General features: G+C 66.5%; 22 protein-coding genes. 9 read left to right on the forward strand and 13 right to left on the reverse strand.

Annotation, left to right across the window (positions count from 1 at the left end; translation table 11 throughout):
• Nucleotides 1–152 precede the first annotated feature (152 nt).
• From DB459_RS08670 to DB459_RS08700, 7 genes are all read right to left on the reverse strand, one after another.
• Nucleotides 153–458: a DUF1330 domain-containing protein gene (locus DB459_RS08670; protein WP_253712465.1), complete on the reverse strand. Its 306-nt coding sequence runs from the start codon at nucleotides 456–458 to the stop codon at nucleotides 153–155.
• Nucleotides 459–488: 30 nt separating this feature from the next.
• A complete protein-coding gene (gene pyrF, locus DB459_RS08675) occupies nucleotides 489–1208 on the reverse strand; it encodes an orotidine-5'-phosphate decarboxylase (protein ID WP_253712466.1) in 720 nt (239 codons plus the stop codon).
• Nucleotides 1209–1285: 77 nt separating this feature from the next.
• Nucleotides 1286–1867 carry an NADPH-dependent FMN reductase gene (locus DB459_RS08680; RefSeq protein WP_253713481.1) on the reverse strand — a complete coding sequence of 194 codons (582 nt, stop codon included), beginning with the start codon at nucleotides 1865–1867 and terminating at the stop codon, nucleotides 1286–1288.
• 83 nt (nucleotides 1868–1950) lie between these two features.
• A complete protein-coding gene (locus tag DB459_RS08685) occupies nucleotides 1951–2553 on the reverse strand; it encodes a class I SAM-dependent methyltransferase (protein ID WP_253713482.1) in 603 nt (200 codons plus the stop codon).
• A gap of 93 nt (nucleotides 2554–2646) precedes the next feature.
• Nucleotides 2647–3777 carry a molecular chaperone DnaJ gene (gene dnaJ / locus DB459_RS08690; RefSeq protein WP_253712467.1) on the reverse strand — a complete coding sequence of 377 codons (1131 nt, stop codon included), beginning with the start codon at nucleotides 3775–3777 and terminating at the stop codon, nucleotides 2647–2649.
• A 158-nt stretch (nucleotides 3778–3935) separates the two neighbouring features.
• Complete coding sequence (gene dnaK, locus DB459_RS08695; RefSeq protein WP_253712468.1) at nucleotides 3936–5831, reverse strand: molecular chaperone DnaK; 1896 nt, start codon at nucleotides 5829–5831, stop codon at nucleotides 3936–3938.
• A 172-nt stretch (nucleotides 5832–6003) separates the two neighbouring features.
• Nucleotides 6004–7317, reverse strand: a complete 1314-nt coding sequence (locus DB459_RS08700; RefSeq protein ID WP_253712469.1) for a glycosyltransferase family 87 protein — start codon at nucleotides 7315–7317, stop codon at nucleotides 6004–6006.
• Nucleotides 7318–7511: 194 nt separating this feature from the next.
• Between DB459_RS08700 and DB459_RS08705 the strand changes: the two genes are divergently transcribed.
• Nucleotides 7512–8453: a hypothetical protein gene (locus DB459_RS08705; RefSeq protein ID WP_253712470.1), complete on the forward strand. Its 942-nt coding sequence runs from the start codon at nucleotides 7512–7514 to the stop codon at nucleotides 8451–8453.
• 12 nt (nucleotides 8454–8465) lie between these two features.
• Here the strand turns inward: DB459_RS08705 and DB459_RS08710 are convergent, their stop codons facing one another.
• Nucleotides 8466–9974, reverse strand: coding sequence for a hypothetical protein (locus DB459_RS08710; protein WP_253712471.1), 1509 nt, complete (start codon nucleotides 9972–9974; stop codon nucleotides 8466–8468).
• 258 nt (nucleotides 9975–10232) lie between these two features.
• Between DB459_RS08710 and pncA the strand changes: the two genes are divergently transcribed.
• A complete protein-coding gene (gene pncA / locus DB459_RS08715) occupies nucleotides 10233–10958 on the forward strand; it encodes a bifunctional nicotinamidase/pyrazinamidase (RefSeq protein ID WP_253712472.1) in 726 nt (241 codons plus the stop codon).
• A gap of 86 nt (nucleotides 10959–11044) precedes the next feature.
• On the opposite strand, the gene grpE is transcribed toward pncA, so the two are convergent.
• Together grpE and hrcA are read right to left on the reverse strand one after the other, a co-directional pair.
• Nucleotides 11045–11659 (reverse strand): nucleotide exchange factor GrpE, encoded by a 615-nt coding sequence (gene grpE, locus DB459_RS08720; RefSeq protein WP_253712473.1) that lies wholly within the window; start codon nucleotides 11657–11659, stop codon nucleotides 11045–11047.
• Between the two features lie 279 nt (nucleotides 11660–11938).
• On the reverse strand, nucleotides 11939–13021 hold the full coding sequence (gene hrcA, locus DB459_RS08725; protein WP_253712474.1) for a heat-inducible transcriptional repressor HrcA: 1083 nt from the start codon (nucleotides 13019–13021) through the stop codon (nucleotides 11939–11941).
• Between the two features lie 179 nt (nucleotides 13022–13200).
• On the opposite strand from hrcA, the gene rph reads away from it, so the two are divergent.
• The 3 genes from rph (at nucleotide 13201) to hemW (ending at nucleotide 15808) form a co-directional block, all read left to right on the forward strand.
• A complete protein-coding gene (gene rph / locus DB459_RS08730) occupies nucleotides 13201–13914 on the forward strand; it encodes a ribonuclease PH (protein ID WP_253712475.1) in 714 nt (237 codons plus the stop codon).
• Nucleotides 13915–14013: 99 nt separating this feature from the next.
• A complete protein-coding gene (gene rdgB, locus DB459_RS08735; RefSeq protein WP_253712476.1) occupies nucleotides 14014–14664 on the forward strand; it encodes an RdgB/HAM1 family non-canonical purine NTP pyrophosphatase in 651 nt (216 codons plus the stop codon).
• Nucleotides 14654–15808, forward strand: coding sequence for a radical SAM family heme chaperone HemW (gene hemW, locus DB459_RS08740; protein ID WP_253712477.1), 1155 nt, complete (start codon nucleotides 14654–14656; stop codon nucleotides 15806–15808). The genes rdgB and hemW overlap by 11 nt, the downstream gene beginning before the upstream one ends.
• A 99-nt stretch (nucleotides 15809–15907) precedes the next feature.
• On the opposite strand, the gene DB459_RS08745 is transcribed toward hemW, so the two are convergent.
• Entirely contained in the window at nucleotides 15908–17113 is a 1206-nt protein-coding gene (locus DB459_RS08745) for a penicillin-binding protein activator (RefSeq protein WP_253712478.1), read from the reverse strand.
• Between the two features lie 294 nt (nucleotides 17114–17407).
• Between DB459_RS08745 and rsmI the strand changes: the two genes are divergently transcribed.
• The 4 genes from rsmI (at nucleotide 17408) to DB459_RS08765 (ending at nucleotide 20853) form a co-directional block, all read left to right on the forward strand.
• Nucleotides 17408–18382 (forward strand): 16S rRNA (cytidine(1402)-2'-O)-methyltransferase, encoded by a 975-nt coding sequence (gene rsmI / locus DB459_RS08750; RefSeq protein ID WP_253712479.1) that lies wholly within the window; start codon nucleotides 17408–17410, stop codon nucleotides 18380–18382.
• Entirely contained in the window at nucleotides 18357–18782 is a 426-nt protein-coding gene (locus tag DB459_RS08755) for a YraN family protein (protein ID WP_371926894.1), read from the forward strand. The genes rsmI and DB459_RS08755 overlap by 26 nt, the downstream gene beginning before the upstream one ends.
• Nucleotides 18783–18843: 61 nt before the next feature.
• A complete protein-coding gene (gene gshB, locus DB459_RS08760; protein ID WP_253712480.1) occupies nucleotides 18844–19785 on the forward strand; it encodes a glutathione synthase in 942 nt (313 codons plus the stop codon).
• Between the two features lie 225 nt (nucleotides 19786–20010).
• Nucleotides 20011–20853 (forward strand): hypothetical protein, encoded by an 843-nt coding sequence (locus DB459_RS08765; protein WP_253712481.1) that lies wholly within the window; start codon nucleotides 20011–20013, stop codon nucleotides 20851–20853.
• Nucleotides 20854–20958: 105 nt separating this feature from the next.
• Here the strand turns inward: DB459_RS08765 and DB459_RS08770 are convergent, their stop codons facing one another.
• Together DB459_RS08770 and DB459_RS08775 are read right to left on the reverse strand one after the other, a co-directional pair.
• Entirely contained in the window at nucleotides 20959–21333 is a 375-nt protein-coding gene (locus DB459_RS08770) for a cytochrome C oxidase subunit IV family protein (RefSeq protein ID WP_253712482.1), read from the reverse strand.
• An 8-nt stretch (nucleotides 21334–21341) separates the two neighbouring features.
• Nucleotides 21342–22046: a heme-copper oxidase subunit III family protein gene (locus tag DB459_RS08775; RefSeq protein WP_371926969.1), complete on the reverse strand. Its 705-nt coding sequence runs from the start codon at nucleotides 22044–22046 to the stop codon at nucleotides 21342–21344.
• Between the last annotated feature and the right edge of the window lie 25 nt (nucleotides 22047–22071).

Below are 22071 nucleotides of genomic sequence, written 5' to 3' on the forward strand. Positions count from 1 at the left end.
CACCAAACCCCTGATTTCAGGTGCTTCTGATTCGGCGATTCCCGTTGCGGATCCGGAACTCCGGCCGGCGGGCCACAGCTCCTATTTTAGGCATCTATAGGGGATGGGTATAGGGGAAGGGGCCAGCCTTGTCAGCCGGCCCGACCGCCCCGTCAGGGCTGCGGCCCGTCATAGCCTTCGACGATGATCAGATCCGAGATGCCGTGGGGCGCACGCAGCCTGACCAGGCGCTGATAGTCCTCGGATTCGTAGCAAGCCAGGGCGGTCTCGTAGTCGGGGAACTCGAGGACGACGTTGCGGCTGCGGTGATTGCCACCTTCCTTGGCCTCGAATGAACCGCCACGGACCAGGAACCTGGCGCCGAATTTGTGAAACACCGGGCCGTTCTGGGCGACGTATTCCTTATAGCCATCGGGGTTCTGCACATCGACCCGTGCGATCCAGTAGCCCTTCGCCATGACTTTTCTCCCTTGCTGCAAGATCTGTGATCAGACCGCCCGACCGGACGCCTCGGCGATCTCGGCGACGATCGCGTCCGCGGCGGCCCGCGGGTCGGAGGCGGTAAGGATCGGTCGGGCGACCACTAGGTAATCGGCTCCCGCCGCGATGGCGCGCGCCGGGGTCATCACCCGCTTCTGGTCGCCGACCGCGCTGCCGGCGGGGCGGATGCCAGGGACGACCAGCGCCAGTCGATCGCCGACAATGCCGCGCAACCGCGCCGCCTCCTCGCCCGAGCAGACCAGCCCGTCGACGCCGATCGTCCTCGCCTGGGCCGCCCGCTTCTCGACCAGCGCCGAGACGCCGAGGCCGTAGCCGGCTTCACCGAGATCGGCATCATCGTAGGAAGTCAGCACGGTGACCGCGAGCACCTTCAGGGCGGAATCGCCGCGGCCTTCGACTGCTGCCTTCATGGTCTGCGGATAGGCATGCACGGTGACGAAGCTCGCCCCGGATCGCGCGATGCTGGCAACGCCATGGGCGACCGTGTTGCCGATGTCATGCATCTTGAGATCGGCGAACACCTTCTTGCCGGCATCGGCGAGCTTGCGGATCAATGGCAGGCCGCCGGCGAACCCGAGCTGATAGCCGATCTTGTAGAAGCTGACGCTGTCGCCGAGGCGGGCGATCATGGCTTCGGCGAGCTCGACGCTGTCGAGATCGAGACCGACGATCAGGCGGTCGCGGGGAGCAAGCGGGGCGTTCGGCATGTCACCTCTTTGGTTGGGTCGTTCGGGTCAGTTGACGTCGGCTGGCGGCTGCGGTCGCCGAGCAAGACGGCATCGGCTCACGTCATCACCTGCGCGGTCTCGACGAGCTGCCGGACGACGCCCTGCAGCGTCTCGGCGTCACGGGGGTCCTTGAGCGCGTCCATCTCGTCGAAGGCGCGATCGGCGCCGGCGAGCGCAAGCTGATGCGGAATGACATTGGCGCCGCAGCCGAGCGTGAGCACCTGGCGAAGCGCGATCAGCGCCTGCAACCCGCCGAAGCGGGTCTCCGACGCCGCGGCGATGGCGAAGGCGCGGCGGTGAAAGACGGCGAGCGGCGCCTCGCCGCGCTCGCGGACACGGCTGACCCAGTCGATGGCGTTCTTCAGCAGCGGCGGCACGGATGCGTTGTACTCGGGCGTGATGATCAGGATGCCGCGGTGGGCGCCGATCATGTGCTTGAGGTCGACCGCCGCCTTCGGCACGCCGCTCTGCGCCTCGAGATCGGCGTCGTAGATCGGCAGCGGATAATCAGCGAGCGAGATCCGCGTCACATTCACGCCGGCGAGCGTCAGCTCCTTGGTGGCGGCGGCCGCGAGGCGGACATTGAACGAGCCGGTACGCAGCGAACCCGGAATCACCAGGATCCGGGTCGCGGACAGAGGAATCGTGGAGACAGGGATCGCGGTCATCGGCTCCCGGCGTCATCATCGACGCCGGAAACGAAAACCGGACGGCGCCGAAATCAGCCCTTGCGATACACCCAGACGCGGGCGGGCGGAAGATTCATCCAGATCCGGTCGGACGCTTCGGTGTGGACGCCCGACAGCGATTTCGGAATGGGCGGCGTCACCGAATAGGTGAACTGGATGAAGGGGGCGCCCGGCTTCAGGGCGACGAAGGCATCGCGGATCAGCTTGAGGCGGGTGCGCATCGGCTTGGTCACCAGCGGCAGGCCCGATACCACCGCCGAGGCCGGCATCGTCATGACGTCCCACAGCGACGAGCGCAGGGCATAGGCATCGCCCTGGACGATGCGCGCCTGGGGATAGCGCTCGCGCAGCAGCGCGCAGAAGCTGGGATTGTATTCGACGAGAACGAGTCGCTTCTGATCGACGCCACGCTCGATCAGGGCGTTGGTGATGGCGCCGGTGCCGGGGCCGAGCTCGATCACCGGCGCGTCCGAATGGGGATCGACGTAATTCGCCATGGTCCGCGCCAGCAGCTTGCCGGACGGCATCACCGCGCCCATGTGCAGCGGCTTTTCGATCCACGAGCGAAGAAAGCGCACTTCGTCATCGAGACGCAGCGGCTTCTTCAGGACACGCGCAGACGGTTGCGAGGGCATCTCGGGACCGAACAGTTTCCGGCGGGCGGGCATTGATCAGATTTTGGTCACAAATGGGTATCGCCACCGGTCGCCCCGGTCAAGCACAAGGGATCAGGAGGCAGCCGCCCGCGAGCCAAAGAAGTCCTTGACCTTGGCGAAGAAACCGGCCGCCTCGGGCTGGGTTTCGCCCGACGACAGCTTGTCGAATTCCGCCAGAAGCTCCTTCTGCCGCTTGGACAGGTTCTGCGGCGTCTCGACCACCACCTGGACATACATGTCGCCGCTCTGGCGCGAGCGCAGCACCGGCATGCCCTTGCCGGCAATACGGAAACGCCGACCGGACTGGGTGCCGGCAGGGACCTTCACCTTGGTCCGGCCCTTGTCGATGGTCGGCACTTCGAATTCGCCGCCAAGAGCCGCCGTGATCATCGAGATCGGCACGCGGCAATGCAGATCGGCGCCGTCGCGCTGGAACAGTTCGTGGCTGGCCAGCGACAGGAAAATGTAGAGATCGCCCGACGGACCGCCGCGCACGCCGGCCTCGCCTTCGCCAGCAAGGCGAATGCGAGTGCCGTCTTCAACTCCCGGCGGAATATTGACCGACAGCGACCGCTCCCGCGCCACCCGTCCGGAGCCGGCGCAGGCGCCGCACGGATCGTCGATCACCTGACCGCGGCCCTGGCAGCCCGGGCAGGTGCGCTCGAGCGTGAAGAAGCCTTGCGCCTGACGAACCCGGCCCGCGCCGCCGCACAGGCTGCAGGCCTTGGGCTTGGTGCCGGCCTTGGCGCCGGTGCCCGAGCAGGATTCGCAGGTGACCGACACCGGGATGTGAATCTCGGCGGTCTTGCCGTGGAACGCCTCGTCGAGCGTGATCTCCATATTGTAGCGCAGGTCGGCGCCACGCTCGCGGCCACCGCCGCGGGCGCGCTGGCCGGACATGCCGAACAGGTCTTCGAAGATGTCGGAGAACGACGAGGCGAAGCCGGCGCCGAAGCCCTGGCCGCCGCCCGTGCCCTGCTCGAACGCTGCGTGGCCGAAGCGGTCATAGGCGGCGCGCTTCTGGCCGTCCTTGAGGACTTCGTAGGCTTCGTTGATTTCCTTGAAGCGGACTTCGCTGTTCTGATCTCCCGGATTGCGATCCGGGTGCCATTTCATCGCCAGCTTGCGGAAGGCGGATTTCAGACCGGCCTCGTCAATGGAGCGGTCGACTTCCAGGGTCTCGTAGTAGCAGCGTTTCGACATCTACAGTCCCGATTCCGAAATTCGCGTTCGCTTCGCTATGACCTCGCCTGCGAAGGTCGAATTCGAAAGGGCGCCCAACCGGACGAACCAGCGAGACCGGCGCGGCGCCTTTCGAAAAACCTCCCCCGCGAGGAGGAGGTTTTCGGTAGTGACGAAGATTACGCCGACTTCTTCTTATCGTCGTCGACTTCGGTAAATTCAGCGTCGACGACATCGTCCTTGGCCGCATCCTTGGGCGCGCCCTCGGACTGCTGCTGGGCGTACATCGCCTCGCCGAGCTTCATCGAAGCCTGGGCCAGGGTATTGGTCTTGGCCTTGATCGCCTCGGCATCGCCCCCCTTCAGCGCCTCCTTGAGATCGCTGACGGCATCCTCGATGGCGCGACGCTCGGTCTCGCCGATCTTGGAGCCATGCTCGGCCAGCGCCTTCTCGGTGGAATGCACCAGCGCGTCGGCATGGTTCTTGGCATCGACCGCCTCGCGGCGCTTCTTGTCCTCGGCCGCATTGGCCTCGGCATCCTTGACCATCTTCTCGATGTCGCCCTCCGACAAGCCGCCGGAGGCCTGGATGCGGATCTGCTGCTCCTTGTTGGTGGCCTTGTCCTTCGCCGAGACGTTGACGATGCCGTTGGCATCGATGTCGAAGGTCACTTCGATCTGCGGCATGCCGCGCGGAGCCGGCGGAATGCCCATCAGGTCGAACTGACCGAGCATCTTGTTGTCCGCCGCCATTTCGCGCTCGCCCTGGAAGACGCGGATGGTGACGGCGCTCTGGCTGTCCTCGGCCGTCGAGAAGGTCTGGCTCTTCTTGGTCGGGATGGTGGTGTTGCGGTCGATGATGCGGGTGAACACGCCGCCCAGCGTCTCGATACCCAGCGACAGCGGGGTGACGTCGAGCAACAGCACGTCCTTGACGTCGCCCTGCAGCACGCCGGCCTGGATCGCCGCGCCGATCGCCACCACCTCGTCGGGGTTGACGCCCTTGTGCGGCTCCTTGCCGAAGAACTGCTTCACGACTTCCTGGATCTTCGGCATGCGGGTCATGCCGCCGACCAGCACCACTTCGCTGATCTCGCCGGCGGTGAGGCCGGCATCCTTGAGCGCCTTGCGGCACGGTTCGATGGTCTTCTCGACCAGATCGTTCACCAGCGCCTCGAACTTGGCGCGGGTCAGCTTCATCGTCAGGTGCTTCGGACCGGACTGGTCGGCCGTGATGAACGGCAGGTTGATCTCGGTCTGGGTGGTCGAGGACAGCTCGATCTTGGCCTTTTCGGCAGCCTCCTTGAGGCGCTGCAGGGCGAGCTTGTCGTTGCGCAGGTTGATGCCCTGCTCCTTCTGGAATTCGTCGGCCAGATAGTTGACCAGGCGCATGTCGAAGTCTTCGCCGCCGAGGAAGGTGTCGCCGTTGGTCGACTTCACCTCGAACACGCCGTCGCCGATCTCGAGCACCGACACGTCGAAGGTGCCGCCGCCGAGGTCGTAGACCGCAATGGTGCCCTGCTTGGCCTTGTCGAGTCCGTAAGCGAGCGCGGCCGCGGTCGGCTCGTTGATGATGCGCAGCACTTCGAGGCCGGCGATCTTGCCGGCGTCCTTGGTGGCCTGGCGCTGGGCGTCGTTGAAATAGGCGGGAACGGTGATCACCGCCTGGTCGACCTTGGCGCCGAGATGCGCCTCCGCGGTCTCCTTCATCTTCTGCAGGATGAAAGCCGAGACTTGCGAGGGGGAATAGGTCTTGCCGTCGGCCTCGACCCAGGCGTCGCCGTTGCCGGCCTTGACGATCTTGTAGGGAACGAGGTCCTTGTCCTTCTCGACCATCGGGTCGTCGTAGCGGCGGCCGATCAGGCGCTTCACCGCGAAGAAGGTGCGCTCGGGGTTGGTCACCGCCTGGCGCTTGGCGGGCTGCCCGACGAGGCGTTCGCCGTCATCGGTGAAGGCGACGATCGACGGAGTGGTCCGCATGCCCTCGGCATTCTCGATGACCTTCGCCGATTTGCCGTCCATCACCGCGACACACGAGTTCGTGGTGCCGAGATCGATACCAATGACCTTTCCCATGGTCCCTTATCCTTCTCCTGCGGCAGGCTGGCCGGGCCCTGACGGCGCCCTGATCCGACCCCCCAAATTTCATCACATCTCCGCGAGACGCGGCCTCCGCCTCATATAGGAGGGGGGGTGCGCCCCGCAAGGACCGGCGCCGAGATAGGCGCCGGAGCCGAAAGGGTTTTTTTCAGGCCATTTGCGGCTCCGCCGGAGGACGGGGCGCGACATCGTCGGACCGCGGCCCGGACCCTTTCAGACGGTACGTGAGATAGGCAGCGAACAGGGGGGCGATCAAGGCCGCCCCGGGGACCCGGAAGCTCCCGAGCGCAAGCTGCAGCGCCGCCATCCAGTAGACCGCCTGGGCCAGCCGGCGGCCGATGCCGTCGAGACGGCCGGCGGCGAGGAGGGCGACGGCCGCATAGGTCAGCGGCAGCAGATCGTAATCCAAAAGGTAGGGCGAGGCGCAGACCGAGGCGGCGAAAAACTGCGCCCGCGCGAGATCGCGGTCGACCGTGCCGGCCCATCGCGCCGCCACGGCCACCGCCGCTGCGGCGGCGATCGCGATCACGCCCTGGATGGCGAGCGCCACCGACGGCGCCGCGCCGATTCCGCGCAGATTCATGTAGATGGTGGGGAAGAATGGCGTGGCGATGCCGTCCGGATCGGCCAGCACCTGGCCCTGCACCGGCAGGCCGAGTTCAATGTATTGCCGCCAGCTGTCGAGACCGAACACCATCGCCGTGACCGCGGCGAGGGCAACCATCGTGATGCTTGCGGCGACGAAGGCGCGCCATCGACCGCTGGCGAGAAGCAACACCGGAAACAACAGCCCGAGCTGCGGCTTGATCGTCAAAAGCCCGATCAGGCATCCGGCCAGCACGGGCCGCCTGTCGAGCACGGCAAAGATTGCGATCAACAGCGCGGCGAAGAGAAAGGCGCCCTGGCCGCAGATCAGGCAGAACACCGCGGCCGGCGAGACCAGCACCAGTACGACGATACGCCGGTCGGACAGATCGTGGCGCGCCACGCAGGCGAGCAGCGGCGGACCAAGCAGGCTGAAGGCGAGGAGCGCGACGAGATACGGCAGCTGCCCGAACGGCGCCGCAAGCCACATCACCGTCGGCGGATAGGACCAGTTGGGCCCGGTCAATTCCATCCCGAGCAGATCGCGCAAGGCCGCGTGATAGCTCGCGAGGTCGTACCAGCGGCCGGGATCGACGGTGAAGGCTGCGCGCCCGTACATCCACAGATTGATGAAATCGCGACCGATGATCAGCGACGAGCCATCGCGCGGATAGGGATCGCGGAAGGACAGCGTGGCAACATAGGCCACGAGCGAGACAAGGGCGAAGCCGCCGCCGAACACCAGCAGATCGCGATAGAGGCTGCGATCGGCCGGCGCCATGGCCGGCGGCAGAGGCTCCGGCGCACGACCGAGAGGCGCCAGCGCATGATTGCGCGAACGCGTCGCGGCTCTGCCGGTCGCGGTCTGATCAGCCATCCGGGCATTCCTGCCGGAAATCGGTTAAGGTCGGGTCAATCCGGCGTCACCGGGCGTTTCGCGGTAAGCGGAACGTGACGATCGGCCGCGCAAACGGAACGCTGATAGAACCGACGAATCACGGAACCGCCTCATTGCTTGCCCAGACCGATCCAGGTCGGAGGGCCCCCTCCAGATTGCCATCGAGATCCGCCATGCAATTCTTCAGGTCGTTCGCCTTGCTCGCCTCGCTCGTCATGATCAGCCCGGCCATGGCCGCCGATATGGTGTTTCCGAAAGGCGGGCGGGTCGGCGTCGTGCCGATCGATGGTCTCGTCCCCGCGACCAGTTTCCCGGGCTTTCAGGCCACGGACCAGCGGATCAAGGTCGTCGTGACCGAGCTGCCGAAGGACGCCTTCAACTCGGTGGAGACGGCTTTCAAGGCGAACGCCGAACCCGCACCCGGCCGGCCGAAACTCGAGCCGATCGAACTGCCGTCGGGCAACAAGGCCTTTTTCACCCGTGAGACCGCCGTTGACGACGGCGCCAATGTCCGCCGCTTTTCGCTGATCGTCGGTGGCCCGTCCTTCTCCGGCTACGTCGCCGCCCAGGTGCCCGAACCGTCCTCGCCGGCATTTTCCGACGAGGCCGTGCGCAACATGCTGACCTCGGTGACGCTGCGTACGAGCGTGCCGCCCGAGGAGGTCGCCGATCTCCTGCCGTTCCGCATGACCGACTTCGGCGGCTTCAAGAACGTGCGGATGCTGCCGGCCGGCAGCACGCTGGTGCTTACCGATGCGACCGACGAGGACAGCCTCGACACTGCCCCCTATATGCTGATCGGCATCATGGGGAGCGGGCCGGCCACGCCGGACGACCGCGGCCGCTTCGCCCAGCAGGTGGCGGCCTCGCTGCCCGGCCTGCGAGAAGCCCGCATCACCTCGTCCGAGCCGATGCGCATCGACGGCACGCCGGGCTACGAGACGCGGATCGATGCGGTGACCGGAAAGGACAATACGCCGGTGACGGTGGTGCAATGGCTGCGCTTCGGCTCGGGCAACTCGACGCTGCGGATCGTTGCCGGCGCCAGACGAACCGAATGGATCGCGGCCCTGTCGCGCTTCCGCGCGGTGCGCGACGGCATCCAGCCGCGCTGAAGACTTCTTGCGTCAGTCGGCGCGTTTGAGAATGTCGACATCCGCGATGGTCGCGACCAGACGATACGGCGCAAGCAGCGCCTTGACCTCTGGATCGCCGGCGACCCACTCGCCCCACTTGTCGGTGGCGTTGTCGATGAGCACCACATCCGGCGGCGTGCGCCGGAAATCCTCGATCATGTTGGCGCGCTCGCGCGCGGCATAACCGTCAAGCAGTGCCGCTCTCTCCGGGCTGGTGGCCCGCGGCCGCAGATAGCCGACGTAATCATGCACTAGCAGCGCCTGCTGCCGGGAGACCCAGGTGCCTTTGAGGGCGCGCACCAGCGGATGGCCGACGCCGGGTTCGCCGCTCAGCGCCAGCACCCTGGGATGCGGCCCGAGCTCCGCCACCATGGTCTGCAGTTCGGGCACGCGGAAGGTGACGTTGAAGGCGAGCCAGGTGGCGAAAAAGCCGAGCGCCAGCGGGACCGGCCCTGTGAGCGCGCGCACGCGATCCGCCGTCGAACGCGTCAAGATCGCCGCGACGAGCGCCAGCAGCGCCAAGGCGACCATGGGATAAGCCTGATAGGCCCAGCCCTTCCGCTGAACGAGAAAGGCCACGGCAAAGCCGCCGCTCGCTAACGCCGGAATCAGAAACAGCGGGTCTCGCCCGCCGCCAAGCTCGAGCCGCGCGGCGCTCGCCAGCATCGCGAGCATCACCAGCATCGGCGTGCCGACAAGGAGTTCGATGAGCGGACGCTTGAGCTGCAGATAGACGTCGCGCACCATCGGCAGGACGACCGTGAAATAATCCGGCAGCCAGATCAGCGTGGCGAGCGCGTACAGCACGACGAGCGCGGCGGCGAGCAGGCATTCGGGCGCAACCAGCGGCCGAACCGAGCGGCGGCAGAACACGGCAACCAGAGGTGCGGCGGCAACGCCAAGGGCGAAATGCGGCTTGAAGGACAAGGTCCAACCGGCGCCGAGCCCGGCGACGATGATCGACCACAGCGCCGGCCTTTCGCCGACCGCGCGACGGGCGGTGACCGCCAGCGCCGGCAGCAATACGATCAGCGCGATGTGCTCGCGTTGGGCGAAATTCTGCCCCGGCAGGATCAGCAGGACGGCGAGCGTGAACAGCAGCGCAGGCCAGGGACCGCCTTGCGCCCGCAGTGTCGAGCGACGCAGGATCGCCGCCACCATGGCGACGGAGGTCAGCGCGGCGAGAAAGACCAGCGCGTCCGTGACGGTTTCCGGTGCCGGGCCGAGAAGACGGGAGAGCAGGATAGCCGGCAAATAGGTGCCGACCGCCATCGGCGGATTGGTCTCGAGCACCTCGCCATAGAGGGCATGGCCGCCGAGCACCTTTTCGCCGGCGGTAAGCAGCCAGGCGACGTCGATATTGGCCGGCACCAGGAGGCGCTGCAGGACGGCGAGGACGAGCAGCCCACCGAGCGCCAGCCAGGGCGCGATACTCTGCAGCCGGTCGGCGCTCGCCGAAAACGGCGGGGTCCTGGCAGTCGTGCTGAGGTCGACGCTCATGGCGCGATCGGAGGCCTGCTTGGCGCGGCAGTCGTGAAGGGAATTCTCGGTGAAGAGATTAGGAATGCGGCGTTAACAACGCCTTGCCCCGACGCCCGAAGTTTGGGCCCTCGCTGCTTGAAGAAGATGCAGCGATCCGTCTTTACCTCGTACAACCCCACTGATTTTCTGTACCTTTCTTATGACCGGCGGCTCAGGGCCGACGCGCACGCGGCGTGATCGAGCACCAGGCGAGCCGCTTCTTTGAGGGGAATTGCCATGCTCGACAGACGACAGCTTCTCGGCACCATCGGCGCCGCCGCAGCGCTTGGCATCGCCGGTGCCGCAACCGCGACCCGGGCCTTCGCTGCGGACAAGATCAGGATCGGCGACAGCGCCGCGCTCGTCGTGGTCGATGTGCAGAACTGCTTCCTGCCCGGCGGCAGCCTCGCGGTGAAGGACGGCGATCAGGTGATTCCGGTGATCAATCGTATCGCCAAGAGCTTCGGCAACGTGGTGATGACCCAGGATTGGCACACGCCGGGCCACACCTCCTTCGCCACCAGCCATCCGGGCAAGAAGCCGTTCGACAAGATCGACCTCGCCTATGGCAAGCAGGTGCTGTGGCCGGACCATTGCGTCCAGGGCACCGACGGCGCGTCGCTCGCCAAGGACCTTTCAATCCCGCAGGCTCAACTCGTCATCCGCAAGGGCTATCACAAGGATATCGACAGCTATTCGGCCTTCACCGAGGCCGACCGCAAGACCTCGACCGGGCTCGCCGCGTATCTCAAGGCGCACAAGATCAAGCGCGTCTTCGTCACCGGGCTCGCCACCGATTTCTGCGTCGCCTGGACCGCGCTCGACGCCCGCAAGGCCGGGTTCGAGACCTACATCGTCGAGGATGCCTGCCGCGGCATCGACACCCAGGGCTCGCTCGCCAAGGCCTGGGCCGACACCGCCAGGGCCGGCGTCAAGCGCATCCAGTCGGCCGATATCGCCTGATCGGCAGCGGCGCTGCCGGTCAAACGACAACGGCGCGCAGGATGACCTGCGCGCCGTATTGTCTTGCCGGCCGGTGAAAGGGCCGCTTACGCCTTGATGTCCGTGTTCGGAGCCGACTTGGTGCCGCCCTTGGACACCCCGACCAGCGCCGGGCGCAACACGCGTTCGCCGATCATGTAACCGGCCTGCGCCACCTGCACCACGGTGCCCGCCGGCACCGACGCGTCCGGCACCTCGTACATCGCCTGCTGGAAATTGGGATCGAACTTCTCGCCGGTGGGGTCGAACTTCTTGACGCCGTTCCTTTCGAGCGTGGCATGCAGCGAGCGCTCGGTCAGTTCGACACCCTCGATCAGCGCCTTCAGTCCGGGCTCGGCATTCTCGCGCGCTGCCGCGGGCACCGCGTCGAGCGCGCGCTGCAGATTGTCGGCGATGTCGAGCACGTCACGGGCGAAGGAGGCGATGCCGTAGCTGCGGGCATCGGCCACTTCCTTCCTGGTGCGATTGCGCAGATTCTCCATCTCCGCCAGGGTCCGCAGCATCTTGTCCTTGGCGTCGGCGACTTCGCGGTTGAGCGCCTCGACCGATCCGGCCTCGGGCTCGTCCGGCATCACATATGGCTTCGGCGTCACAGGCTCGGCCGGCGCATCGCCGTCCTTGACGTGATCTTCGGAATTATTCTGGCCGTTCGCTTCGGTCATTACTCGCCTTCTTGCCTGCAATGCATCAGAAACCCAGCATGGGGGTTCAGAAATACCCTCATTCCCCAGTCCTCGAAGGGAATTTCTGAACCGCCAAACCGGACCTTGGATTTCCAGCGTCCTTCGTTTTCCGGAGACCTTCCGAATCCGAAGTTCGCTCAAGGGGTTCGCTGCGAATGAAACGGGCTTCGGAGCCGGGACCCCAGGCGGGATATCAGGATTCCTGCGGCGAAAATCAAGCTCCTGGTCGGACGGGGGGCGTTCGGGGGCCGCAAACCGTCAATTGCCCAGCATCTGGCCGACCACGCGGGCGGCATAATCCACCATGGGGATCACCCGTGCATAATTGAGCCGGGTCGGTCCGATAACGCCCAGGACGCCGACGATATGTCCGCCGCCGTCGCGATAGGGCGCGATGATGGTGGATGACCCCGACAGCGAAAACAGCTTGTTCTCCGAGCCGATGAAGATCCGCACGCCCTCGGCGCGCTCGGCGCGGCCGAGCAGATCGATCACCCCGCGCTTGGTTTCGAGGTCGTCGAACAGCAGTCGCACCCGCTCGAGGTCCTCCATGGCATGGAGATCCTCCAGGAGATTGGCGTGGCCGCGGACGATGAGATGGCGCTCCTCGCCGCCCGACCAGCTGGCGATGCCGGCCGTCACCACTTTCTGGGTGAGCTGGTCGAGTTCGCTGCGGGCCGCCTCCAGCGCGGCTTCCAGTTCCAGCCGCACCTCGGCGAGGGTCCGGCCGCGGATCCGCGCATTGAGAAAATTGGAGGCTTCGACCAGAGCCGAGGCCGGCGTGTCCCGCGGCAGGCTCAGCACCCGGTTTTCCACCTGGCCGTCCTCGGCGACCAGCACCGCCAGCGCCTGTTCCGGCTCGAGGCGAACGAATTCGATGTGTTTGAGCCGCACGTTGGTCTTGCCGGTGAGCACCACGGCGGCGGTCCGGGTCAGCCCCGACAGGCGGTGCATGGCTTCGTCCAGCGCCGCCTCGACGGTCTGGCCCTTGTTCACCGAGGCGAGCTGGGCCTCGATCGACTGCCGTTCGGCCTCGCTGAGTTCGCCCATCTGCATCAGGGCGTCGACGAAGAAGCGCAGGCCGAGTTCCGTCGGCAGCCGCCCGGCGGAAGTGTGCGGCGCATAGATCAACCCGAGCTGCTCGAGGTCCGACATCACGTTGCGGACCGAAGCCGGGGACAAAGGCAGCGTGATCAGGCGCGACACATTGCGCGAGCCGACCGGCTCGCCGGTCGCGAGATAATTTTCGACAATCTGGCGGAAGATATCGCGCGAACGCTCATTGAGCTGAGCCAGCCCCGACGGATCGATAAGATGACCGGCTGGATCATGCTGAACCACGGACCTGCTCCTCCACCACCCAATTTGTCCACTATTCCAGCCGGTTTCAAGCAGTTCGCGGTCTGGAGGGCTCAACTGGAGACATCCGCATCCGCCGACCGGCGCCCTTGCCGGCGCCACCCCCTGCCCCTAAAAGCCTCGTCAGCTCTTTTATTCCCATTTCTTTCGGAGGATACCCGATGCGGCCAAGCCGCCGTGCGCCCGATGAACTGCGTCCCGTCTCGCTGGAACGCGGCGTGGTCAAATACGCCGAAGGCTCCTGCATGGTGAAATTCGGCGACACCCATGTGCTGGTCACCGCCACCCTGGAAGAGCGCCTGCCACCCTGGCTCAAGGGCCAGGGCCGCGGCTGGGTGACCGCGGAATATGGCATGCTGCCGCGGGCGACGCTGGAGCGCACCCGCCGCGAAGCCTCCGCCGGCAAGCAGGGCGGCCGCACCGTCGAAATCCAGCGGCTGATCGGTCGCTCGCTGCGCGCCACGGTCAATCTCGAGGCGCTCGGCGAGCGCCAGATCACCATCGACTGCGACGTCATCCAGGCCGATGGGGGCACCCGCACCGCCTCGATCACCGGTGCCTGGGTGGCGCTGGCCGACTGCATCGCCTGGATGACGACCCGCAACATGATTCGCGGCGACGTGCTGCGCGACAACGTCGCGGCGGTATCCTGCGGCATTTACAACGGAACGCCGGTGCTCGACCTCGACTATGCCGAGGATTCGGAGGCGGAAACCGACGCCAATTTCGTCATGACCGGGGACGGTCGCATCATCGAGGTGCAGGGCACCGCCGAGAAGACACCTTTCACCCAGGACGAATTGCTCAAGCTTCTGGCCCTGGCCCAGAAGGGCGTCGCCCGCCTCGTCGACCTGCAGAAGATGGCGGTGGCGTAACCCTCGACAGGCGGCCGGCCTTTGGGCCGGCCATTGCCAAGTGCCGCAAGGACGGGCCGGCGAATTTGACGCCCCGGCCGTTGCGGCTAGGATTCTTTCATGTCTCGCCGAATCACCGGACGCCTGGTCATCGCGACCCACAATCCCGGCAAGCTCGCCGAAATGCGCGAATTGCTGGCGCCGCACGGCGTCGAGGCGATCTCCGCCGGCGAACTCGGCCTCCACGAGCCCGAGGAGAGCGGGACCAGTTTCCGGGCCAATGCCGCGATCAAGGCCGAGGCGGCGGCGAGGGCGGCGCAACTTCCCGCCTTCGCTGACGATTCAGGCCTCGCGGTCGACGCCCTCGGCGGCGCTCCTGGAATCTATTCGGCGCGCTGGGCCGGCGATGGCAAGGATTTCACTGCGGCCATGGCGCAGGTCGAACGCCTGCTGCAGGAACGCAGCGCGACGACGCCCGACCAGCGCAAGGCCCATTTCGTCTCGGCGCTGTGCGTCGCCTGGCCGGACGGCCATCGCGAGGAGGTCGAAGCCCACGTCGACGGCACCATCGTCTGGCCGCCGCGCGGCACCAAGGGTTTCGGCTACGACCCCTTCTTCCTGCCCGACGATCATAGCCGGACGTTCGGCGAAATGAGCAGCATGGAAAAGCACGGGCTGCCGCCGCACGGCATGGGCCTGTCCCATCGCGCCCGCGCATTTCTCAAGCTGCAGGCGAAGTGCCTTGCCCCGGAGGACGGTGATGACCGTTGATGCGCCCGCCTTCGGCGTCTATCTGCACTGGCCGTTCTGCCTGTCGAAGTGCCCCTATTGCGACTTCAACAGCCACGTGCGCCATGCGGCCATCGACCAGGCCCGTTACGTCCGCGCCTTCGCCCGCGAGATCGAGACCACCGCGGCGCGGACCGGACCGCGCACCGTCACCTCGATCTTTCTCGGCGGCGGCACGCCTTCGCTGATGGAGCCGCAGACGGTCGGCGCCATTCTCGACGCGGTCGGCCGGCACTGGACCATCGCCCGCGATGTCGAAGTAACGCTGGAAGCCAATCCGACCAGCGTCGAGGCGACGCGCTTCCGCGGCTACCGCGCCGCCGGCGTCAACCGCGTCTCGCTCGGTGTCCAGGCGCTGGACGACGCGTCGCTGAAGTCGCTCGGCCGGCTGCACACCGCCGAGGAGGCGATGGCGGCGGTCAAGATCGCGCGCGCCGCCTTCGATCGCTATTCCTTCGACCTGATCTATGCCCGTCCCGACCAGACGCCGGCGATGTGGCGCGACGAACTCGCCGCCGCCATCGGCGAGGCCGCCGAGCATCTGTCGCTCTATCAGCTCACCATCGAGCCGGACACGCCATTCTTCGGTCTGCACGCCGCCGGCAAATTGAAGACGCCGGACGAAGCGATGGCGCGAGCGCTCTACGACGTCACCCAGGACGTCTGCGCCGCGCATGGCCTGCCGGCCTATGAGATCTCCAACCACGCCCGGCCCGGCGCCGAATGCCGGCACAATCTCGTCTACTGGCGCGGCGACGAATATGCCGGCATCGGCCCTGGCGCCCATGGCCGCATCGACGTCGCCGGCCGACGTCATGCGGTGGCGACCGAGAAGCGGCCCGAGACCTGGCTGATGCGGGTGGAAGCCTCGGGTCACGGCGTCATCACCGACGACGTGCTCAACAGCGAAGAGCGCGCCGACGAATTCCTGCTGATGGGATTGCGCCTCGCCGAAGGCATTGACCCCCGGCGCTATGAAGCGCTGGCCGGCCGCTCGCTCGATCCGCGGCGCATCGCGCTGCTGAGCGACGAAGGCGCGATCACCGTCGATGCCGCCGGACGGCTGCGGGTGACCCAGTCGGGTTTTCCGGTGCTCGACGCCGTGGTGGCGGACCTCGCGGCGTAAGGCCGCCCTTGATTTGATCGTGGATCGCGGGCCCTCGTGCCGAGGGACAAACGCCGTGCAAGCTCGCCTGCATCCGGAGCCTGCGCCCGGAAAGCTCCTTTAAGTGCTGAAGCTCTTGGGCGACCCGGCCACCGCCTGACCGCCACCGGTGGCGACGCGCATCACCGCGAGGCCGCGCTCGTTGCTGCCGTCGCTCTTGAAGCGGAATAGTCCGTCGATGCCGGCGAAACCCGACGGATTGGTCAGGACGTCCGGCGCAAAGCGCTGCTTGCCTTGCGTGCGCGACAGCGCCGCGACGAGCGCCACCGCGTCATAGGCCAGCGTCGCGGTGCGCACCGGCTCGCCGCCGAAACGGCTGCGATATCGCCCCGAAAAGGCGCGGAATCCGGCCGGATCCGGCGCCGCATACAACCCGCCCTGAAGGGCGGCGCTGGCGAACACGCGCGGATTGTCCCACAACCCCGTGCCGAGCAGCTGCACCCGCTTGAGATTGGCCCCCGCCGCAACCAGAGCGTCGGAGACGCCGACCAGCGCATCGCCGTCGTCGGCCAGGAACAGCGAATCGGCATTGTCGAGCGCCTGGGCGATGTTGCGCACCGCCGTGCTGCGATCGCTACCATATTTCTCGAAGGCGACGATCCGGCCGCCGCGACGTCCGACGGCCTGCTTGAACGCGGCCTCGACCACGTTGCCATAGGCATTCTCCGGCAGCAGCGCCGCGAAGGAGCGCTTGCCGGTAGCTGCAGCATATTCGATGATGCGGTTGACGTCGGATTCCGGCAGGAAGCTGAGCAGATAGACGCCGCGGCCGGCGACGCTCGAATCCGTCGAGAAGGCGATCATCGGGATGTTGCGCGCCCGCGTCAGCTGCGCCGCGCCAGGCACCGATTGCGCGAACAGCGGGCCGAGAATGATCTCGGAGCCTTCGTCGAGAGCCTGCTGCGCTCCCTGCTGCGCCCCCGGACCGGTCCCGGCATCGTCCTTCACCAGAAGCTGGACATTGGGATTCTGAAACTCGGCGAGCGCCATCTCGGCCGCGTTCTTCATCGACTGCGCGGCCACCGCGGCATTGCCCTGGCCCGACAGCGGCAGCATCAGCCCGACCTTGACGTTGCCGGTGCCGAGTGAGCTCGGCTGCTGTGCCGGCCCGCCCAGCGCAGCGCCCTCCGGCCCCGGCGACGAGGAGGTCAGGCTGGACTGGATGCCGGAGCAGGAGGCGATCAGCGGCGATGCCAGCAGGAGCCCGAGCGCCGATCGACGGGTCGCGCCGCCGGCGGGCTTCAGCAAATCGTGCGGACCTTGCATGGCGTCTCTTTTCTTTTCCTTCGTATCTCGCATCGGCCGTCGGCTCTCGGGTCCCTGTGCCGATCAGCGCATGTCTGGTCTGCATCATCGTGCCAGGCACCGGACATGTCCCGGCAGGCCGGTTCCTCGGGGGCCCGCCTGCATGTGGCGGTCGATTGGGGCATATTGTCGTCCTTTGGTTAAACAAGGCAAAAGGATTTTGGCCCGGCGTGGCCCGCCGCTTTCGGCTCAACTGCCTGCGGCAGCACGGAAAAGCCATGCCCTTCCGGGCCCGTGATGCGCTAGATTGCGCCGATGCGTGCCCGTCCCCGCCCCTCGTCCGATCCCGCCGGCCCTCCCGCCAGCGGCAGCTTCATCCTCGCCGGCCAGGCCGTGACCGCCCCGAAAGCGGCGCCCGGCCTCTATCTGGTGGCGACCCCGATCGGCAATCTCGGCGACATCACCCTGCGCGCACTGGAAACCCTCGCCGGCGTCGATATCATCGCCTGCGAGGACACCCGCGTGACCCGCAAGCTGCTCGAGCGATTCGACATTCGCGCCAGCCTCAAAGCCTATCACGAACACAACGCCGCCGAGGCGCGGCCCGCGCTGCTCGCGGCACTGGCCGGTGGCGCCGCGATCGCGCTGGTATCTGATGCCGGCACGCCCCTGATCTCCGATCCCGGCTTCAAGCTGGTGCGCGAGGCCTGCGCCGCAGGCCACCACGTCACCACCCTGCCCGGCCCATCCTCGCTGCTCGCGGCGCTGACCCTCGCCGCCCTGCCGACCGATCGCTTTTTCTTCGAGGGGTTCCTGCCGGCGCGCGCGAGCGCGCGGCGGACCCGCCTCGGCGACCTCGCCCGCATCGCGGCAACCCTGGTGCTGTTCGAGTCCGGCCATCGCATCAAGGAAGCGCTGGCCGATCTTGCCGACATCCTCGGCCCGCGTGAGGCCGCGATCTGCCGCGAGCTGACCAAGCTGCACGAGGAGGTACGCCGCGGGCCGCTGCCCGAACTCGCCAAGACCGCCGACGCACTGGAAACCCGCGGCGAGTTCGTGGTCGTCGTCGGCCCGCCACCGCGACCCGGCGCCATGGCGCAGGACGAACTCGACGACATCCTGCGCGCCGCCCTGAGGCGCGGCAGCGTCAGGGACGCCGTCGCCGAGGCCGTCGACCTTTCGGGCCTGCCGAAGCGCGAAGTCTATGCCCGGGCCCTCGAACTCGCCAAACAGGACGGCGGCGAGCGCAACCAGGAGGCGCACAATGCGCAAGACCATGCGCAAGACTAGCCCCCCGCCCGAAGCGAAGTCCGACACCGTGGCGCCGGACCCGGCGCGGGTGATTGCCTTCCAGACCGGGATCTCCGCCGAGAGCCGCGCCGCGGCCTATCTGCTCGCCAAGGGCTACCGCATTCTCGCCCGGCGCTTCCGCACCCGCTTCGGCGAGATCGACATCGTCGCCCGACGGCGCAGCCTGCTCGCCTTCATCGAGGTCAAGGCCCGTGCCAGCCTCGACGACGCCGCCTATGCGGTAACGCCGCATCAGCGCCAGCGCATCATCGCCGCCGCCGAGATCTGGCTGATGAACCATCCCGAAGATGCCACGCTCGACTGCCGCTTCGATGCCATCCTGATCGCCCCGAAATCGCTGCCCCGCCATCTCACCGCCGCCTTCGACACCGGCGGCTGAGCCGCCTCGCAGCGCGACACCTTCACCTCAAGAGTCTCACCCGACCGACCGGACCCCGCCCATGCCCCTGACCGTCGCCGTCCAGATGGACCCCATCGCCCGCATCAATGTCCGCGGCGATTCCACCTTCGCGCTGCTGCTCGAGGCGCAGCGGCGCGGCCATCAGCTGTTCTACTACACCCCCGACAAGCTCTCGCTGCGCGGCGAGGAGGTGGTGGCGCCGCTGCAGCCGCTGACGGTGCGCGACGACACCAACGACCATTTCACCCTCGGCGAGGCGCGGCGCGAAAATCTGGCGAAGCTCGACGTCATCCTGCTGCGCCAGGATCCGCCGTTCGACCTCGCCTACATCACCACGACCCATCTGCTGGAGCGCATCCAGCCCGGAACGCTGGTCGTCAACGACCCGGCGAGCGTGCGCAACGCACCGGAGAAAGTGTTCGTGATGGAATTCGCCGAGCTGATGCCGCCGACCCTGATCTCGCGCGACATCGACGAGATCAATGCCTTCCGCGCCGAGCACGGCGACGTGGTGATGAAGCCGCTCTATGGCCATGGCGGCGCTGCAGTGTTCCGCGTCGCGCCCAAGGACATGAACTTCGGCTCGCTCTACGACATGTTCTCGGTGACGTTCCGCGAGCCCTGGGTGATCCAGCGCTTCCTGCCGGCGGTGAAGCACGGCGACAAGCGCATCATCCTGGTCGATGGCGAGTTCGCCGGTGCCATCAACCGCGTGCCGGCCGAGAACGACCTGCGCTCCAACATGGTGCGCGGCGGCGCCGCGGCGGCGACCGATCTGTCGCCCCGCGAACGCGAGATCTGCGAGCGGCTCGGCCCGGCGCTGCGCGCCCGCGGCCTGCTGTTCGTCGGCATCGACGTCATCGACGGCCATCTCACCGAGATCAACGTCACCTCGCCGACGGGAATCCGGGCCATCGCCCGGGTCGGTGGGCCGGACATCGCGGCGCGGATCTGGGACGTCATCGAGGCCAAGCGAGGCTGATCCCGCACAACCTCGCGCGCGCCTTAATCAATTGATCAGGAGATTGTGCCATCAGAGCCAGGGGGTGAGGCTGACCGCGATATTTTCCGCGACCGCGAGCCCTGCTGCCCTGCTGAAATGCCGCCGATCCGGATTATTCCGGCGACCGGTCGCCGGCGGGCAACGAACGATTTCAGACGCGACGTTCCCGCCCTTTTCGGGCAACAGGTGGGGTTTCGGTCCAACATGGCGATCGAGGTCTTCTATGGCACGGCCATTCCGCGCGACCTCGCCACGGCTGGTCTCGAATATGTCTGGACCAAATGGCGCACCCTTGCAGGCACCGGCGGGCTGAGCGTCCAGCGGCTGACCGAAGAGAGCGATCCCGCTCTGCGCGACCATTTCCATTACCTGCTGCCGGTCGGCGACGACTTCGCCTATGTCTATGTCGGCCGCACCCTGGTCGACAGCATCAAGCCGGGCACCGGGGGCACGGTGCTGACGCGCAACGACAACGATTTCGCCAAGGATTTTGCCAAGGATTTCGCCGAAGTCTACCGCCGGGTGGTGCGCGACATGGCGCCGGCCTTCGTCCGCTTCACCGGTCCGCGGGCAGGCCCCGGAACCATCTGGCAACAGGTGGCCATGCCGGTGCCACTGACCGCCGACACCACCCTCGTCGTCTGCTATTCCGAGCTCGTCAACCACCAGCTCGAGATCTATGAGCACCTGTTCCGCACCGCGCGCGATGCCATCGCCATCGCCTGTCCGATCACCAACGACGCCGGCCACGTCACCGACGGCTGGGTGCTGATGATGAATGACCGCGCCCGCGAATACCTGAAGTTCGACGGGCCGATCGGCAACCTTCGCCTGCGCGACCTCGAGGCGTTCAACGGCATCGCGTTCTGGGGGCGCATCTATGCCCCGCGCAATGCCGTGACCAGCGGCATCGTCAGCGCCCAGGATCTCGAGATCGAGATCCTGCGCTTCCCCCATGTCTTCGGCCTGCGGTTGCGACCGAGTTCGGCGGCAAGCCCGCCGCTGGCGCCGGACGCTACACCGACGGGCTACGTCGCGGCGAAATAGCTCAGGACGCCGCGACGGCCCGCCCGGCTCTCGCGCGGTGGATCTGACGCTCGTTTCTCGTAGGCAATTGCGAGGCAAATGGAGCGGTAATTCGGAGACGGGACACTAGCTCCCGGCCGCAAAGAACGTGATCCGCGACAGCAGCGTGTAGTCGGATTCGAACATCATCAGGACGGCGAAGACGACGACGAAGACCGGCGGCACCAGGATGGCATAGGCCAGCGCCAGGCGCTCCCAGGCCATGTGCATGAAGATCGCGACGATCAGCCCCGCCTTCAGCAGCATGAACAGAACAATGAGGGACCATCTCAGGTAGCCGTGAAGGCCGAAATAGTCGACGAGAAAGGAGCCCGTGCTGAGGACGAACAGCCACCCCCAGACCACGAGATAGAGCTTGATCGGGTGCTGCTGCCCTTCCGCGTGCGCCCTGGCCGGCGCTTGTACGGCGTGGCTTGCCTGATGGAGCGTGACTTCGGCCATGACGTCCCTCACCACAGATAGAAGAAGGCGAAGATGAAGACCCAGACCAGATCGACGAAATGCCAGTACAATCCGGTGATTTCGACGATCTCGTAGCGGCCCTTGCGGCTGGTGAAGAATCCCCGCCGCTGGGTGTCGAAGTCGCCGCGCCAGACCTTTCGGGCGATGATGAGAAGGAAGATGACGCCGATCGTGACGTGGGTGCCGTGAAACCCCGTGATCATGAAGAAGCACGAGCCGAACTGCTCGGCGCCGAAGGGATTGCTCCACGGCCGCACGCCTTCGCGGATCAGCTTGGTCCACTCGAACGCCTGCATGCCGACGAAGGTCGCGCCGAACGCCGCCGTCGCCAGCATCATGAGCGCGGTCTTGCCGCGATCGCGCCGATAGCCGAAGTTGACCGCCATCGCCATGGTGCCGCTGCTCGTGATCAGCACGAAGGTCATGATCGCGATCAGGATCATCGGAATGTGCCGCCCTCCGAGGTCGAGAGCGAAGACCTCGCTGGTGTCCGGCCATGGGGTCGTCGTCGACATCCGCACGGTCATGTAGGACAACAGGAAGCAGCCGAAGATGAAGGTGTCGCTGAGGAGAAAGATCCACATCATGGCCTTTCCCCAGGACACATTCTTGAATGCACGCTGATCAGACGACCAGTCGGCGACGATGGCCCGCCAGCCGGCGGGTTGAGCCGCGTCTCTCGGCGGAACCATGACGGTTTCTGCCATCGCTCGAGAC

Origin of the sequence: Bradyrhizobium sp. WD16 (genome assembly GCF_024181725.1) — a bacterium.
In the GTDB taxonomy this organism is placed as follows: Bacteria; Pseudomonadota; Alphaproteobacteria; order Rhizobiales; family Xanthobacteraceae; genus Bradyrhizobium_A.

What these genes read in the sequence shown, in the direction of transcription:
- gshB (WP_253712480.1), top strand. Translation starts at nt 18,844, where the DNA reads ATGCCCCTGACCGTCGCCGTCCAGATGGACCCCATCGCCCGCATCAAT.
- DB459_RS08705 (WP_253712470.1), top strand. Translation starts at nt 7,512, where the DNA reads ATGCAATTCTTCAGGTCGTTCGCCTTGCTCGCCTCGCTCGTCATGATC.
- DB459_RS08670 (WP_253712465.1), bottom strand. Translation starts at nt 458, where the DNA reads ATGGCGAAGGGCTACTGGATCGCACGGGTCGATGTGCAGAACCCCGAT.
- dnaK (WP_253712468.1), bottom strand. Translation starts at nt 5,831, where the DNA reads ATGGGAAAGGTCATTGGTATCGATCTCGGCACCACGAACTCGTGTGTC.
- hemW (WP_253712477.1), top strand. Translation starts at nt 14,654, where the DNA reads ATGACCGTTGATGCGCCCGCCTTCGGCGTCTATCTGCACTGGCCGTTC.
- DB459_RS08745 (WP_253712478.1), bottom strand. Translation starts at nt 17,113, where the DNA reads ATGCAAGGTCCGCACGATTTGCTGAAGCCCGCCGGCGGCGCGACCCGT.
- dnaJ (WP_253712467.1), bottom strand. Translation starts at nt 3,777, where the DNA reads ATGTCGAAACGCTGCTACTACGAGACCCTGGAAGTCGACCGCTCCATT.
- DB459_RS08770 (WP_253712482.1), bottom strand. Translation starts at nt 21,333, where the DNA reads ATGGCCGAAGTCACGCTCCATCAGGCAAGCCACGCCGTACAAGCGCCG.
- DB459_RS08700 (WP_253712469.1), bottom strand. Translation starts at nt 7,317, where the DNA reads ATGGCTGATCAGACCGCGACCGGCAGAGCCGCGACGCGTTCGCGCAAT.
- DB459_RS08710 (WP_253712471.1), bottom strand. Translation starts at nt 9,974, where the DNA reads ATGAGCGTCGACCTCAGCACGACTGCCAGGACCCCGCCGTTTTCGGCG.
- rsmI (WP_253712479.1), top strand. Translation starts at nt 17,408, where the DNA reads ATGCGTGCCCGTCCCCGCCCCTCGTCCGATCCCGCCGGCCCTCCCGCC.
- rdgB (WP_253712476.1), top strand. Translation starts at nt 14,014, where the DNA reads ATGTCTCGCCGAATCACCGGACGCCTGGTCATCGCGACCCACAATCCC.
- DB459_RS08775 (WP_371926969.1), bottom strand. Translation starts at nt 22,046, where the DNA reads ATGGTTCCGCCGAGAGACGCGGCTCAACCCGCCGGCTGGCGGGCCATC.
- pyrF (WP_253712466.1), bottom strand. Translation starts at nt 1,208, where the DNA reads ATGCCGAACGCCCCGCTTGCTCCCCGCGACCGCCTGATCGTCGGTCTC.
- grpE (WP_253712473.1), bottom strand. Translation starts at nt 11,659, where the DNA reads ATGACCGAAGCGAACGGCCAGAATAATTCCGAAGATCACGTCAAGGAC.
- DB459_RS08685 (WP_253713482.1), bottom strand. Translation starts at nt 2,553, where the DNA reads ATGCCCTCGCAACCGTCTGCGCGTGTCCTGAAGAAGCCGCTGCGTCTC.
- DB459_RS08765 (WP_253712481.1), top strand. Translation starts at nt 20,011, where the DNA reads ATGGCGATCGAGGTCTTCTATGGCACGGCCATTCCGCGCGACCTCGCC.
- DB459_RS08755 (WP_371926894.1), top strand. Translation starts at nt 18,357, where the DNA reads ATGCGCAAGACCATGCGCAAGACTAGCCCCCCGCCCGAAGCGAAGTCC.
- pncA (WP_253712472.1), top strand. Translation starts at nt 10,233, where the DNA reads ATGCTCGACAGACGACAGCTTCTCGGCACCATCGGCGCCGCCGCAGCG.
- rph (WP_253712475.1), top strand. Translation starts at nt 13,201, where the DNA reads ATGCGGCCAAGCCGCCGTGCGCCCGATGAACTGCGTCCCGTCTCGCTG.